We start from the raw sequence: 13,997 nt of genomic DNA, 5'->3' as shown, positions 1-13,997 counted from the left end.
CTGGGCCGTCGGCTGATAACAAATCTGACGGTATAAAATTGGAGTAGAAAAAGATGATAAACACAACGAAAAAGAGACTACTTACTGTCAGCATCAGCGCTGCACTGAGTATGATAATGGCGAGTCAGGTCTTTGCTGCAAAAGTGCCTGATGGTGTTCAATTAGCTGATAAACAGGTTTTAGTCCGTAATAACGGCTCTGAACCGCAATCGTTAGACCCGCATAAGATTGAAGGAGTGCCAGAATCACATTTGGCACGCGATCTGTTTGAAGGTGTTGTCATCGTTGGTCCGAATGGCGAAATTTTGCCAGGTTCTGCGACCAGTTGGGAAAATAAAGACTTTACCGTCTGGACATTGCATATGCGTAAAGATGCTAAGTGGTCTAATGGTGATCCTGTCACGGCTCATGATTTTGTTTACAGTTGGCAACGTCTGGCCGATCCTAATACTGCTTCTCCCTATGAAAGTTACCTCCAGTATGCCCATATCACCAATATTGATGACATCATCAGTGGTAAAAAGAAACCAGATACTTTGGGAGTAAAGGCGCTGGATGACTATACATTGCAGCTTACATTGAGCGAAGCGGTTCCTTATCTGCCAAGACTTTTAGCCCACTCTTCAATGTCACCGGTGCATAAAGCCACGGTAGAAAAATATGGCGAAAAATGGACTCAGCCACAGAGTTTTGTCGGTAATGGGGCTTATAAACTGAAAAATTGGGTAGTTAACGAACGTATTGTGATGGAACGCAGTCCGACATACTGGGATAACAAGAATACCGTTATTGATCAGGTTACTTTCTTGCCAATTTCGTCAGAGGTCACGGATGTCAACCGCTATCGCAGTGGCGAAATTGATATGAGTCATACTAATTTACCGATTGAGCTATTCCAGAAACTGAAAAAAGAGATCCCGAACGAGCTGCGCATTAGCCCATATTTATGTACTTATTACTACGAAATTAATAACGAAAAACCCCCATTTAATGATCCCCGCGTTCGTACCGCACTGAAATTGGCTATGGATCGCGATATTGTGACCAATAAAGTAAAAGCACAGGGTGATATTCCCGCTTCTGGTTATACACCGCCGGTTACTGATGGTTTTAAAGAAATAAAACCAGTGTGGTTTACTGGTTGGAGTCAGGAACAACGCAATCAGGAAGCCAAAAAATTACTGGCTGAAGCCGGTTATACTAAAGACAATCCACTGAAGTTTAACCTGCTTTATAACACCTCTGATCTACATAAAAAAATTGCAATCGCCGTAGCTTCAATCTGGAAGAAAAATTTGGGTGTTGATGTTCGTTTAGAAAACCAAGAGTGGAAAACTTTCCTTGATACTCGACATCAAGGGAATTATGACGTGGCCCGTGCTGGCTGGTGTGCCGATTACAACGAACCTTCTTCATTCCTGAATTCAATGCTTTCTTATAGTAGTAATAACACGGCTCATTATAAGAGTGATGAGTTTGATAAGCTGATGAAACAATCTCTGAAAGTGGCAACAGATGATGAACGTGCTGCTGTTTACCAGCAAGCAGAAGCGCAGTTAGATAAAGATTCGGCTATTGTCCCTCTCTATTACTATGTAAATACCCGGTTAGTGAAGCCCTATGTTGGTGGCTATACAGGAAAAGATCCTTTGGATAATTTACACACCAAAGATTTTTATATTATCAAACAATAATCGTTGTAAAGCAGCCCGGAAAGGGCTGCTTTAGTGTCAAATTATTTTAAGGCCAGGGTTAAGGGCCAATACATAGGAACGGGCAATGCTTAAGTTTATTCTACGCCGTTGTTTAGAGGCTATCCCGACACTTTTTATTCTTATCACTATTTCGTTTTTCATGATGCGGTTAGCGCCGGGCAGTCCATTTACCGGTGAGCGGAAATTGCCACCAGAGGTGCTGGCAAATATTGAAGCGAAATATCATCTGAATGACCCAATTTATAAACAATATTTTGATTACTTAATTCAGCTCACTAAAGGAGATTTTGGGCCTTCGTTTAAATATAAGGACTACACCGTTAATGATCTGGTCGCCGTGGCATTTCCGGTATCTGCCAGGTTAGGTGCTGCGGCATTTATTATGGCAGTTGTGTTGGGGGTCAGCGCCGGGGTTATTGCCGCACTTAATCAAAATACCAAATGGGATTATACGGTTATGGGGTTCGCCATGACGGGGGTTGTTATCCCGGGGTTTGTCGTAGCGCCGTTACTGGTGCTGGGGTTCGCTATTCATCTTAAATGGTTGCCGGGAGGCGGCTGGAATGGTGGTGCGCCTAAATATATGATTTTGCCAATGGTAGCACTCTCTTTGGCCTATATCGCCAGTATCTCCCGTATTACCCGGAGTTCGATGATAGAAGTGTTGCACTCTAACTTTATTCGTACTGCGCGAGCCAAAGGGTTGCCATTGCGCATCATTATTTTCCGCCATGCTTTAAAGCCCGCATTGTTGCCGGTTATCTCTTATATGGGGCCTGCTTTTGTCGGCATTATTACTGGTTCGATGGTGATTGAAACGATCTTTGGGTTGCCGGGAATAGGGCAGTTGTTTGTTAATGGCGCATTAAACCGTGACTATTCGTTAGTGTTAAGTCTGACTATTTTAGTTGGTAGTTTGACTATTCTGTTCAATGCGATTGTTGATGTGTTGTACGCGGTTATCGATCCGAAGATTCGTTATTAAGATTGGAGCACGCAATGATAGTTAATAAACAAAACAGCGAAGCTTTGGAAAATTTCTCTGAGCAATTAGAAATTGAAGGCCGTAGTTTGTGGCAGGATGCACGGCGTCGTTTTATTCACAATCGGGCAGCGATTGCCAGTTTGTGCCTGTTATCTTTGATTACCTTGTTTGTGATCCTGGCGCCGATGTTAGCTCAATTCACCTATGACGATACTGATTGGGCCATGATGTCGATGCCGCCTGATTCTGAATCAGGTCACTATTTTGGTACCGATTCTTCCGGTCGTGATTTGCTGGTGCGTGTTGCCATTGGAGGGCGTATTTCATTGATGGTTGGGGTGTCTGCTGCTTTGATTGCGGTAGTCGTCGGAACCTTATATGGATCATTATCCGGCTATCTGGGGGGAAAAATAGATTCAGTCATGATGCGTCTGCTGGAAATTTTGAATTCATTTCCATTTATGTTCTTTGTGATCCTGCTGGTGACCTTCTTCGGACAGAATATTTTTCTGATATTTGTCGCTATCGGCATGGTGTCATGGTTGGATATGGCGCGTATTGTCCGAGGTCAGACACTGAGCTTGAAACGTAAGGAGTTTATTGAAGCGGCGTTGGTGTGTGGTGTGCCAACCCGTCATATTGTGCTGCGCCATATTGTTCCTAATGTATTGGGAGTGGTGGTGGTTTATGCATCTTTATTAGTGCCAAGCATGATTTTGTTTGAATCATTTCTTAGCTTTCTGGGATTGGGAACTCAAGAGCCGTTAAGCAGTTGGGGCGCATTGTTAAGTGATGGTGCGAATTCGATGGAAGTTTCCCCGTGGTTGCTGATGTTTCCTGCCGGTTTTCTGGTGGTGACACTGTTTTGTTTTAACTTTATCGGCGATGGCTTGCGTGATGCCCTCGATCCGAAAGATCGTTAAGGAGGTAACATGGACAGCGTTAAAAACCAGAAAAGTTCTGAGCCGTTGTTAATTGTTAAAGAGTTGGACGTGACTTTTAGTACCCCGGATGGGGATGTTACCGCAGTGAACAAGCTGAATTTTGATTTACGAGCGGGGGAAACACTAGGAATTGTGGGTGAATCTGGTTCTGGAAAATCACAAACCGCTTTTGCTTTGATGGGGTTACTTGCCAGAAATGGCAAAATTGGCGGTTCCGCTATTTTTAATGGCAGGGAAATTCTTAACCTTGAAGAGAAAGCGCTTAATCGCATGAGAGCGGAAGAGATATCAATGATATTTCAGGACCCAATGACATCTCTCAATCCCTATATGCGTATCGGCGATCAACTGACAGAAGTATTGATGTTGCATAAGCATATGAGTAAAAGTGAGGCATACCTTGAATCGATACGGATGCTGGATGCCGTCAAAATGCCAGAAGCACTTAAGCGAATGCGGATGTATCCTCATGAATTTTCTGGTGGGATGCGTCAGCGTGTGATGATCGCAATGGCGTTGTTATGCCGACCAAAATTGTTGATTGCTGACGAACCGACAACCGCACTTGATGTCACGGTTCAGGCTCAGATTATGACTTTACTGAATGAGCTGAAACGGGAATTTAATACTGCAATTATTATGATTACTCACGATTTAGGGGTGGTTGCTGGTATTTGTGACAAAGTGTTGGTGATGTATGCGGGGAGAACGATGGAATATGGTTCGGCCCGTGAAGTATTTTATCAACCAACCCATCCTTATTCTATTGGCCTGCTTAATGCTGTTCCGCGTCTTGATGGTGATGAAGTATCATTGACGACCATTCCCGGAAATCCACCTAACTTATTACGGTTGCCGAAAGGGTGTCCGTTCCAGCCACGCTGCCAGTTTTCAGTAGACCGTTGTGTAAATTGTGAACCAAGGTTAGAGACATTTGGCAACGGGCGTTTGCGAGCTTGTTTTAAAGCACCGGGGGAATTGGTATGAGTCCGATTGAAGAAAGACGTGTGCTGCTGGAAGTAGCAGATCTGAAAGTTCACTTTGATATTAAAGATGGTAAACAATGGTTCTGGCAACCAACAAAAACTTTGAAAGCGGTTGATGGCGTTACATTAAGGTTATACGAAGGGGAAACCCTTGGTGTGGTTGGTGAGTCCGGTTGCGGTAAGTCGACTTTTGCTCGTGCAATTATCGGATTGGTTAAGTCTTCCGGTGGTTCAGTAACTTGGTTGGGAAGAAGCCTGCTGGATATGGATGATAAACAGTGGCGGGATATTCGTAGTGATATCCAGATGATATTCCAGGACCCATTAGCATCCTTAAACCCGCGAATGACGATTGGCGATATTATCGCTGAGCCACTGCGCACTTATCATCCGAAGATGAAAGGGCTGGAAATTAAAGAGCGGGTAAAAGCCATGATGATGAAGGTTGGGTTATTACCGAATTTGATTAACCGTTATCCACACGAATTCTCTGGTGGTCAATGTCAGCGTATTGGAATTGCTCGTGCACTTATCCTTGAACCTAAATTGGTGATTTGTGATGAGCCGGTATCCGCGCTTGATGTATCCATTCAGGCTCAGGTAGTTAACTTGTTGCAAAAATTACAACGGGAAATGGGGCTGTCGCTGATTTTTATCGCCCATGATCTGGCGGTGGTTAAACACATATCTGACCGTGTATTGGTGATGTACCTTGGGCATGCGGTGGAGTTGGGGACTTATGATGAGGTTTACCATAATCCACAACATCCTTATACCAAGGCGTTGATGTCAGCCGTGCCAGTGCCTGATCCAGATAAGGAACGAAATAAACACATTGAATTGCTGGAAGGTGAATTACCGTCACCTATCAACCCGCCATCAGGATGTGTTTTCCGTACTCGTTGCCCAATGGCAGATCCTGAATGTGCTAAAACTCGGCCATTAATGGAGGGGAGTTTCCGCCATGCCGTGTCTTGTTTGAAGGTTGATCCATTGTAGTTAAGATTGATTGTAGTTAAGATTGATCGATTGTCGTTAAGGTTAATCAATTGTAGTTATTGAGGAACTTTGTAAGACATTCAATGTGAGAGTTACTTTTGGGATTTTATATCAGGATTCAGACCTGCATTAAAACGGGTAGCTCTCACTTTTTGCGGAAAAAAGAGCAGATCAAAATAACTGACTTTAATTTTTCACTCTTTCCACAAAATATGGTAAATCAGGTGAGATTTTTCCCGGCAAATGAGGATACGGGCAAAAACATCGTTGATCTCAGCATCTTCAGATTCTGCTAGCCCGATAATGACTTCGGCAAAAAAATCGGGGTTTGGATTGAAATCCACGTGTTCAAGCCACTCATCAGAAAGGGGCAGTAATTCTGCGCCGCCACGTATTTCGAATTGCAAGCTAAATAGCAGAATATCAGCGGGATCAAGGTTGAACGAAGCCAGTTCAAGAAAGATGTCATAGGCTTTCTCAAGGGTTTCATCTTCTGTCATTCGATTATTGAGATCTAAATCCATAGTTTGTGAGGATCTGTTGTCCATATTGATTTATTTGTGGGTCGTGATGAAGAATTAAAACATGATGAAGTCTTGATTGATACCCCCGTCTTGTAAAGACGAGGGTATTGATCACAGTAGTGGACTAAAAAAGTAACAAATACGCTCAATAATCCGATGCCACAAAGGGCGTTGTTCCCACTCATTGATTTCCAGCAATGTGGAATGGGCGATATAATCGTATTGCACCAGCGTCAGATCATGACCAAAGTTTTCATCATCAATAACCACGGTAATTTCGAAATTTAGCCACAGGCTACGCATATCAAGATTAACGGAACCCACCATACTGAGTTGACCATCAACTAAAACGCTTTTGGTATGTAGCAATCCATCTTCAAACTGATAAATCTTAACACCGGCGTTTAATAGTTCAGCAAAAAATGCCCGGCTTGCCCAACGAATTAAGAAGAAATTGTTTCTGCGTGGAACGATAACAATAACTTCAACCCCTCGTAAGGCTGCGGTGCAAATAGCATTTGTCAGGTCATCACTGGGAACAAAATAAGGGGTAGTTAAAATCAGTTGCTTACGAGCAGAGAAAATAGCCGTCATTAAAGATTGTTGAATCAATTCCTCAGGGAATCCGGGGCCGGATGCAATAATCTGAGTTGTGTGTCCGCTGGCCTGTTCAAATGGCATGATATTGTTATCTGGTGATGGCGGAAAGATACGCTGACCTGTTTCCATTTCCCAGTCACAAGCGTAAATAACCCCCATAGTCGTGGTAACCGGCCCTTCCATTCGCACCATGATGTCGATCCATTGCCCAACGCCGGCATCTTGTTTAAAGAAGCGTGGATCGACCATATTCATACTGCCGGCATAAGAGATATAATTATCTATCAAGATAATTTTACGATGCTGGCGCAGATCCATACGGCGTAGAAATAAACGGAATATATTGACTCGCAAAGCTTCAACAAATTCAATTCCCGCCTTGCGCATGATATCCGGGTATTGGCTACGGCAATATAACCAGCTACCGGCTGAATCCACCATAATACGGCATCTGACTCCTCGGTGTGCTGCGGCCATAAGAGCATCCGTCACTTGTTCAACCAAGCCGCCGGTTTGCCAGATGTAAAACACCATATCAATACTGTGTTTGGCATTCTCAATATCTTTGATAATGGTTTTTAGTGAATGGTCGTAGGTTGTCAGTAGTTGGATCTTGTTACCTTTAACACCGGCAAGCCCTTGCCGTCGTTCGCAAAGCTGGAATAGCGGTGTCGCGACTTCGCTATTTTCTGTAGCGAAGATATGACGAGATTTGCGCAATTCTTCAAGCCATACGGTTGTTGAAGGCCACATGGCTTTTGCTTGTTCAACTCTGCGTTTTCCCAAATGCAGCTCACCAAATGACAGGTAAGCGATGATTCCAACTAAGGGTAGGATATAAATAATCAGCAGCCAGGTCATGGCAGAAGTGACAGGCCGGCGTTTTATCAGAATGCGTAAGGTGATACTGGCAACAATCAGCCAATAAAAGAAAATAGCAAGCCAACTTAGGACGGAATAAAAGGTTGTCATATTAGGCAATCAATCCTGTTTTGTTCAGACATCTTTGGTGGCGTTTAACATGGTTTCCTCAAGACTCAAGCTATAAACGATCTCATTAACTTGGTGAATTTACCAAAAAATCGGCAAATATACTGCAAGCATCATACTTGATATTGGTCATTTCGCATTATTGATATAAAAAGTACTATCCAGATACGCCTTGGATATCTTTTTTAAAGGCTTATAATGAGCGTGATGTTTTTATAGGTAGGTTTTATGAAACGTAGTCGGAATGAAGTAGGGCGGTGGCGGATATTGCGCCAGAATTTCAACCGCCGTCGCCGTTGGCTGGAAGGGCAGTCAAGACGTAATTTGCGTATTTATTCACTACGTAAATTAGATGGTTATAAGCAGCGTCGAGCTTTATTGTTTGTTCAGCATGGCGAATGGATACATTGAAAAAATAATATTTTTGGCCTTATATTCACGCTCACCTACAATCTTTATTGAATATGATTGCTATTTGCATTTAAACTAGCAGTCATTCGAGGATTGACTATTATGCTGCTAATCAAGAATTCCCTTATGCGCTGGATACATTGGCCAATATTGTTGTCAGTTTGTTTACACGTTTCTGTTGCTGCCGCACTTTTTTGTTCTGCAATACAGGAAAAGCAGCCTGATGCTGCACTTATGTCTGTTGCTATGATTCAGTTAGCTGCCGAGGAAACTCCTGTTTCAGAGCCGGCAGCACCAGAACCTGAGTCAGAGCCAGAGGAGCCGGAACCTGTTCCAGAGCCGGTAATTCCAAAACCAGAGGTGAAGAAGCCGAAACCGGAAGTGAAGAAAAAGGTTGTTAAAAAGCAATCTGAACCCGTTGAAAAGAGGGCTGAACAACCGGAAAAGCCGTTGTTTAATCAGAATGCATTGGCTAACCGTACTGATAATAATCAGAATAAACCGGTGGTTAAACCGCAGAATGGGCCAAGAGCATTAAGTAAAGCGTTACCTGTCTACCCATCCAGAGCTTCAGCATTGGGCACCGAAGGTTATGTGAAAGTCAAATATGATATTGATGAAGACGGACGGGTAAAAAATATAGAAGTGATTGGCGCTAATCCACCCAATGTTTTTGAAAGGGAGGTGAAAAAAGCGATGAGAAAATGGCGCTTTGAAAAAATACCCGCGATGGGTTATATCACAACCGTCGAATTTAAAATTACGGGTATATCTCAATCCTGATTGTTGGGGAAATGCAAATAAAAAAGGAGCATTATTAACATGCTCCTTTTTCCATTAATGTTTATTCGCTGGTACTGCTAGCGAGTTGGAACTGGGTTTTACCTTCTGGTAACCGACGTGAGGTATTATCTTCATTAACCGCAACATAAGTGAATATCGCTTCGGTTGCACGATAGCGTTGACCGACAGGTTCAGAGGCGACTTTCTTCACCCAGACTTCGATGTTGATGGTAATCGAACTGTTACCGGTTTTGAGACAATGCGCATAGCAGCAGACGACATCACCAACGGCAACAGGTTTCAGGAAAGTAATACCATTTACTCTGACAGTGACAACACGGCCTTCCGCAATTTCTTTTGCCAGAATTGCACCACCAATATCCATTTGTGACATTAACCATCCACCAAAAATATCTCCATTGGCGTTGGTATCAGCGGGCATAGCCAGTGTGCGGAGGACTAACTCTCCGTTAGGTAATTGTTGTTGTGTCATTGAAAACTTTACTTTATTTGATGAAAAAACAATACCTGCCTACAGACGATAGCAGGCAGGTATCCATTTGAATAAGGTTACTTCTGTTCGCGTGGCAGGTGACGATAAATATATACTACACTGAGCACGGTGAAAACCAGAGTCAGGGCAGTCAGACCAAATACTTTAAAGTTAACCCAGACATCTTGTGGTAACCAGAATGCGACATAAATATTAGCCAGCGCACAGGCTGTAAAAAACAGCGCCCATGCCATATTGAGCTTATTCCAAACAAGATCGGGTAAAATTAACTCTTTTCCTAGCATTTTCTGAATGAGTGGTTTTTTCATAAACCACTGGCTGCCTAGCAAAGCTAATGCGAATAATGCATAGATTACAGTGACTTTCCATTTAATAAATAGATCACTATGGAAAGCTAAAGTTAACGTACCGAAAACAGCAACCATGATAAAAGTGATCAGGGAGGCTTTCTCTACTTTCCGGTAGATGGAATAAGTAATAGCGACAGCTAAACCGGTGGCGGCGATCAACGCCCCGGAAGCGTAGAAAATGTCATACATTTTGTATACGACAAAAAAGACGACTAGAGGTAGAAAGTCTAAAAGTTGTTTCATATTTGAACCTATTGTAATTCCGGCATCTGATTATCATCCGATAATGGACTAGCAGCAACAGTACGGTTTTATCTTTCAATAAAAAAGGTTTTTATCGATCGGTTTCGCACAATTTTACCATAAAGAGCGGCGTAATTAACTTCCGGTTGTCAGTGAACATATAAGGCAGCATTATAACGAAAACCCGTTGAAAAATAAGAGGGCATAAACCAGATGCAGTGGAAAAAACTACAGCGTTGGATGCCAGGGTTGGGCAATTTTTCTCATTATCGCAAGGAATGGTTTAGTCATGATTTAAGAGCTGGGCTTTCTGTTGCCGCAGTTGCTCTGCCAGTTGCTATTGCTTACGCCGAATTGATGGGAATAAGTGCAATTATCGGTCTTTATGCATGCATTTTACCCATGTTCGCTTATGCACTATTTGGTACTTCAAGACAGTTGATTGTCGGGCCAGATGCCGCAACGTGTGCTGTTATTGCAGCGGCTGTTGCGCCATTGGTTTTTGGTAATGAAGATGTACGCTGGCAGCTCACGATCGTAATGACCTTAATGACCGGGATATGGTGTGTTCTCGCCAGTCACTTCCGGTTAGGCGCATTTGCTGATTTTCTTTCCAAACCGATCCTGAAAGGATTAATGAACGGTGTTGCATTGACAATCATTGTGGATCAGCTAGCTAAAGTCTTTGGTTTTGCTGGCGTTCCGGTGGGATTGATTGAACGGGTGATCGCATTACCTGCCAAGCTCATGAGTACACATTTACCGACGTTAGCAATGTCTGTTGCTATGGTATTGATTTTGCTCACTGTTCGTTTCTTGCGCCCGACTTGGCCGGGGCCTTTGTTGGCAATGGTATTAGCGACTTATATAAGCTGGCAATTTGATCTGGAAAAATATGGCATTCAGATTGTTGGCAGTGTCAGCGGTGGGGGATTACCTGTTGTGCCAATGCCCGATTTTCAGCCAGGCATTATGCGTGAGCTAGTTATCCCATCTTTGAACCTTGCTGTTATCAGTTTTGTCAGTTTTATGATGACGGCCCGTAGCTTCGCCAGTAAAAACGGTTATCAGATTGATGCAGATTGTGAACTTAGGGCCTTAGGCATTGCGAACATTGCTTCTGCTTTATCACAAGGATTTGCTGTCAGTGCTGCCAGCAGTCGTACTGCGGTTAATGATGCGATTGGTGGGAAAACGCAATTGGTCTCTGTTATTGCAGCGACCATTATTTTGCTGGTTTTGTTATTTATGACTCGTTTTCTGGCTTATATCCCATTGTCATCTCTTGGTGTGGTGCTGATTTATTCGGCATCGTCATTGTTAGGCTTACGGCAGATTTGGTCACTGAGGAAACGAAATCATCAGGCATTTACTTTATCACTATTTACATTCATTGCCGTGCTGGTGGTTGGTTTGATTAACGGTGTTGGTTTCGCCGTTCTGCTGGGTTTATTACAGTTTTTGCGAATTATATTCCGCCCGACAGATCAACTCTTGGGAGTGAATGACCAAGGAATGATTCATTCAATTAATCATGGCAATGATATTAAACCAATAGATGGTGTGATGATGTACCGATTTAACTCGCCATTGACTTATTTCAATGTTAGCTATTTTAAAAAACGGGTACTACAGCATGTCGACAGAATTCAAAAAATTAACAAAACGCAAAAACGTCCGGGTTGGCTGGTTGTCGATGCGGCTGTTAGTTTTACCCATGATGATGTCAGTGTCTTTGCTGCTATTGATGAGTTGATTAGTGAATTGAAAGTAAGAGATATCACCTTGGTGCTCGCCGGTCGTCGGACAGAACTTACCCGTTGGATAAAACAGAATAAACTGCGAAGTAGTGATGACGATCTGATTGTGGTGCCCGATCTCTATTTTGCGGTCCGAATGATTCAAAGTAAGCCTGAATGGTACTCTAATTACGCTAAAAGATATAATAGCGTTATTGAAATCAACCAATGAATACGATAAATAAAATAATAACATTGATGATTATAATCGAGAAAAATAGTTCTTAATTCCCGAACGTATGATTATTGACTGCTGCTCTTCTATTATCTGAGATATCAGATCCTGAATACCTGCTTTATTTAAAAATTTCTTGTTAAAAAACAATATGATTGGAATATTAAGTATTTTATACCACGTTACATTTTGTTTTTCGATAAGTATATTTTAACAAAGCAAAATCATGATTACTTGTACAATAACTATTTAGGACGTTCCAATGAAAAAGGCATTGATAGCCTCAGCAGTGGCAGTGGGTTTATCTGTATTCGCATTTGCAGCAAATGCTGGTGAACATACGATTTCTGGTGGATATGCTCAGAGTCATGTGAAAGTTGATGGTGAAAAGCTTGATGAAAACCCAAAAGGCTTTAACCTGAAATATCGCTACGAGCTGGATAATAATTTTGGTGTTATTGGTTCATTTACGCTGACACATCAGGGTTATGATTTCTACGATTATGGCAGCAAAGTTGGCACGGGTGATTTAGATTATTATTCTCTGATGGTTGGCCCTACATACCGCTTTAATGAATATGTGAGTGTATACGGTCTGGTGGGTGCTGCACATGGAAAGGTAAAGGGTGAATTTTCTGCCTATGACTTTGAATATAAAGAGAGTAAGACCTCTGCTGCTTATGGTCTAGGATTGCAATTTAACCCTATGCCAAATTGGGTTATTGATGCATCTTATGAATATTCAAAACTGGGTGATTTCAAAGTTGGCACTTGGGTAATTGGTGCTGGTTATCGATTTTAAATAGTGTTTCCAATGTAGTCGTTCCTTTAAAGGGAATTCAGTCCAACTTTTGTGATCTGTGCAATCACATTAAGTGACTGAAGATAATAAATGAATGTTAGAACCAACTCTCTGTTAGCTTGTTAGATAGTTTATCTATTAAGTCTATCGAAATAATGAGAATAGAGAGAACATATTTTCATCAGGGATTATTGAAAGCGGGTATCCAGGTTTAGCCATGTAATCTGAAGATTATTCCTTTATTAGTTATCACTATCTATTCTATACTCTATACAAAATTCCCTGTGGTAAAACAGGGAATTTTTTTGCGTTTATTCCAATAGTAATAAAGAACTAATAAGTACGAACAATAGTCGATTGCAGTGGGAAGATTTCCATGATACAGCGGAGCAGTCACTAGTTTCTTAGTTAAACGGGAAATTAACAATAAACGAGATTGAGTTGTTTTCTATTGATTGTTGATAAATAATCGCGCCTCGTAATTAATCTTTTCTATAATTTTATATAACATTAGGGATTTTCAATGAAAAGAACATTAGTGGCTTCAGTGGTAGCGGTAGGTTTATCTGTATTTGCATTTGCGGCAAATGCCGGTGAAAGTACGATTTCGGGTGGTTATGCTCAAAGTCATGTGAAGTTTAATGGTGAAAAGATTGATGGTAATCCAAAGGGAAAGGGTTTCAACCTGAAATACCGCTACGAGTTGGATAATAATTTTGGTGTTATTAGTTCATTAACATATACCCACAAGGGTTTCGATAAATTTGATGTGAATTATTATTCCTTGATGGCGGGCCCTGCATATCGTTTTAATGACTATGTTAGTGCATATGGTATGATTGGTGCTGCACGTGGAGAGTTTGAAGTTCCTGTTTTGAATGGGTCATATACCGAGGGTAAATCATCTGTTAGTTACGGACTGGGATTACAGTTTAACCCTGTTCCAAACTGGACTATTGATACATCCTATGAATACGCAAAATTTAATGACGCCAGATTGGGTGACCTTAAAGTAGGCACTTGGGTAGTTGGTGTTGGTTATCGGTTTTAATAGAAATTTGCTAATTTGTACTTAATTTAGCTAACTTTTCTACAGAAATTCCCTGTTATATGACAGGGAGTTTTTTGTGTTTATATCAATAGCAACGATGTGCTCACCCAGTTATCACTAGCTTAT

14 protein-coding genes are annotated in these 13,997 nt (G+C 41.9%); 10 read left to right on the top strand and 4 right to left on the bottom strand.

Annotated elements, in window-relative coordinates; genetic code table 11:
• The first annotated feature begins 53 nt into the window (after positions 1-53).
• The 5 genes from oppA to oppF all read left to right on the top strand — a co-directional run bounded on the left by oppA (position 54) and on the right by oppF (position 5,629).
• Positions 54-1,694: an oligopeptide ABC transporter substrate-binding protein OppA gene (gene oppA / locus LGZ98_RS10190; RefSeq protein WP_262978049.1), complete on the top strand. Its 1,641-nt coding sequence runs from the start codon at positions 54-56 to the stop codon at positions 1,692-1,694.
• A gap of 85 nt (positions 1,695-1,779) precedes the next feature.
• Complete coding sequence (oppB, locus tag LGZ98_RS10185; protein WP_113041337.1) at positions 1,780-2,700, top strand: oligopeptide ABC transporter permease OppB; 921 nt, start codon at positions 1,780-1,782, stop codon at positions 2,698-2,700.
• A gap of 14 nt (positions 2,701-2,714) precedes the next feature.
• The gene (oppC, locus tag LGZ98_RS10180) at positions 2,715-3,623 is read left to right on the top strand and encodes an oligopeptide ABC transporter permease OppC (protein WP_113041338.1); all 909 of its coding nucleotides are present in this window, start codon (positions 2,715-2,717) and stop codon (positions 3,621-3,623) included.
• Positions 3,624-3,632: 9 nt separating this feature from the next.
• Positions 3,633-4,631, top strand: coding sequence for an ABC transporter ATP-binding protein (gene oppD, locus LGZ98_RS10175; RefSeq protein WP_113041339.1), 999 nt, complete (start codon positions 3,633-3,635; stop codon positions 4,629-4,631).
• On the top strand, positions 4,628-5,629 hold the full coding sequence (gene oppF, locus LGZ98_RS10170) for a murein tripeptide/oligopeptide ABC transporter ATP binding protein OppF (protein WP_113041340.1): 1,002 nt from the start codon (positions 4,628-4,630) through the stop codon (positions 5,627-5,629). Before oppD ends, oppF begins: the two co-directional genes overlap by 4 nt.
• 194 nt (positions 5,630-5,823) lie before the next feature.
• Here oppF and LGZ98_RS10165 read toward each other — a convergent pair whose 3' ends face one another.
• Positions 5,824-6,153 (bottom strand): HI1450 family dsDNA-mimic protein, encoded by a 330-nt coding sequence (locus tag LGZ98_RS10165; RefSeq protein WP_228901988.1) that lies wholly within the window; start codon positions 6,151-6,153, stop codon positions 5,824-5,826.
• 111 nt (positions 6,154-6,264) lie between these two features.
• Positions 6,265-7,725 (bottom strand): cardiolipin synthase, encoded by a 1,461-nt coding sequence (gene cls / locus LGZ98_RS10160; RefSeq protein ID WP_113041342.1) that lies wholly within the window; start codon positions 7,723-7,725, stop codon positions 6,265-6,267.
• 246 nt (positions 7,726-7,971) lie between these two features.
• On the opposite strand from cls, the gene LGZ98_RS10155 reads away from it, so the two are divergent.
• Together LGZ98_RS10155 and tonB are read left to right on the top strand one after the other, a co-directional pair.
• Positions 7,972-8,154 (top strand): YciY family protein, encoded by a 183-nt coding sequence (locus tag LGZ98_RS10155; protein ID WP_112875877.1) that lies wholly within the window; start codon positions 7,972-7,974, stop codon positions 8,152-8,154.
• 102 nt (positions 8,155-8,256) lie between these two features.
• On the top strand, positions 8,257-8,937 hold the full coding sequence (tonB, locus tag LGZ98_RS10150) for a TonB system transport protein TonB (protein WP_113041343.1): 681 nt from the start codon (positions 8,257-8,259) through the stop codon (positions 8,935-8,937).
• Between the two features lie 61 nt (positions 8,938-8,998).
• Here the strand turns inward: tonB and yciA are convergent, their stop codons facing one another.
• Together yciA and LGZ98_RS10140 are read right to left on the bottom strand one after the other, a co-directional pair.
• Positions 8,999-9,430 carry an acyl-CoA thioester hydrolase YciA gene (gene yciA, locus LGZ98_RS10145; protein WP_113041344.1) on the bottom strand — a complete coding sequence of 144 codons (432 nt, stop codon included), beginning with the start codon at positions 9,428-9,430 and terminating at the stop codon, positions 8,999-9,001.
• 77 nt (positions 9,431-9,507) lie between these two features.
• Positions 9,508-10,044 carry a septation protein A gene (locus LGZ98_RS10140; protein WP_112875880.1) on the bottom strand — a complete coding sequence of 179 codons (537 nt, stop codon included), beginning with the start codon at positions 10,042-10,044 and terminating at the stop codon, positions 9,508-9,510.
• A gap of 213 nt (positions 10,045-10,257) precedes the next feature.
• Here LGZ98_RS10140 and LGZ98_RS10135 point away from each other — a divergent pair, with 213 nt between their 5' ends.
• The 3 genes from LGZ98_RS10135 (at position 10,258) to LGZ98_RS10125 (ending at position 13,871) form a co-directional block, all read left to right on the top strand.
• On the top strand, positions 10,258-12,015 hold the full coding sequence (locus tag LGZ98_RS10135; RefSeq protein WP_165577560.1) for a SulP family inorganic anion transporter: 1,758 nt from the start codon (positions 10,258-10,260) through the stop codon (positions 12,013-12,015).
• A gap of 265 nt (positions 12,016-12,280) precedes the next feature.
• Positions 12,281-12,820: an Ail/Lom family outer membrane beta-barrel protein gene (locus LGZ98_RS10130; RefSeq protein WP_262978048.1), complete on the top strand. Its 540-nt coding sequence runs from the start codon at positions 12,281-12,283 to the stop codon at positions 12,818-12,820.
• A gap of 523 nt (positions 12,821-13,343) precedes the next feature.
• Positions 13,344-13,871, top strand: a complete 528-nt coding sequence (locus tag LGZ98_RS10125) for an Ail/Lom family outer membrane beta-barrel protein (protein WP_011146703.1) — start codon at positions 13,344-13,346, stop codon at positions 13,869-13,871.
• The last annotated feature ends 126 nt before the right edge of the window (positions 13,872-13,997 follow it).

Origin of the sequence: Photorhabdus kayaii, assembly GCF_025384895.1 — a bacterium.
GTDB classification, from domain to species: Bacteria; Pseudomonadota; Gammaproteobacteria; order Enterobacterales; family Enterobacteriaceae; genus Photorhabdus; species Photorhabdus kayaii.
This window is presented reverse-complemented; position numbering and strand designations above follow the sequence as displayed.

Bases quoted from the DNA above. Each gene is read 5' to 3' on its own strand.
- oppA (WP_262978049.1), top strand. From the start codon at position 54: ATGATAAACACAACGAAAAAGAGACTACTTACTGTCAGCATCAGCGCT.
- oppB (WP_113041337.1), top strand. From the start codon at position 1,780: ATGCTTAAGTTTATTCTACGCCGTTGTTTAGAGGCTATCCCGACACTT.
- oppC (WP_113041338.1), top strand. From the start codon at position 2,715: ATGATAGTTAATAAACAAAACAGCGAAGCTTTGGAAAATTTCTCTGAG.
- oppD (WP_113041339.1), top strand. From the start codon at position 3,633: ATGGACAGCGTTAAAAACCAGAAAAGTTCTGAGCCGTTGTTAATTGTT.
- oppF (WP_113041340.1), top strand. From the start codon at position 4,628: ATGAGTCCGATTGAAGAAAGACGTGTGCTGCTGGAAGTAGCAGATCTG.
- LGZ98_RS10165 (WP_228901988.1), bottom strand. From the start codon at position 6,153: ATGGATTTAGATCTCAATAATCGAATGACAGAAGATGAAACCCTTGAG.
- cls (WP_113041342.1), bottom strand. From the start codon at position 7,725: ATGACAACCTTTTATTCCGTCCTAAGTTGGCTTGCTATTTTCTTTTAT.
- LGZ98_RS10155 (WP_112875877.1), top strand. From the start codon at position 7,972: ATGAAACGTAGTCGGAATGAAGTAGGGCGGTGGCGGATATTGCGCCAG.
- tonB (WP_113041343.1), top strand. From the start codon at position 8,257: ATGCTGCTAATCAAGAATTCCCTTATGCGCTGGATACATTGGCCAATA.
- yciA (WP_113041344.1), bottom strand. From the start codon at position 9,430: ATGACACAACAACAATTACCTAACGGAGAGTTAGTCCTCCGCACACTG.
- LGZ98_RS10140 (WP_112875880.1), bottom strand. From the start codon at position 10,044: ATGAAACAACTTTTAGACTTTCTACCTCTAGTCGTCTTTTTTGTCGTA.
- LGZ98_RS10135 (WP_165577560.1), top strand. From the start codon at position 10,258: ATGCAGTGGAAAAAACTACAGCGTTGGATGCCAGGGTTGGGCAATTTT.
- LGZ98_RS10130 (WP_262978048.1), top strand. From the start codon at position 12,281: ATGAAAAAGGCATTGATAGCCTCAGCAGTGGCAGTGGGTTTATCTGTA.
- LGZ98_RS10125 (WP_011146703.1), top strand. From the start codon at position 13,344: ATGAAAAGAACATTAGTGGCTTCAGTGGTAGCGGTAGGTTTATCTGTA.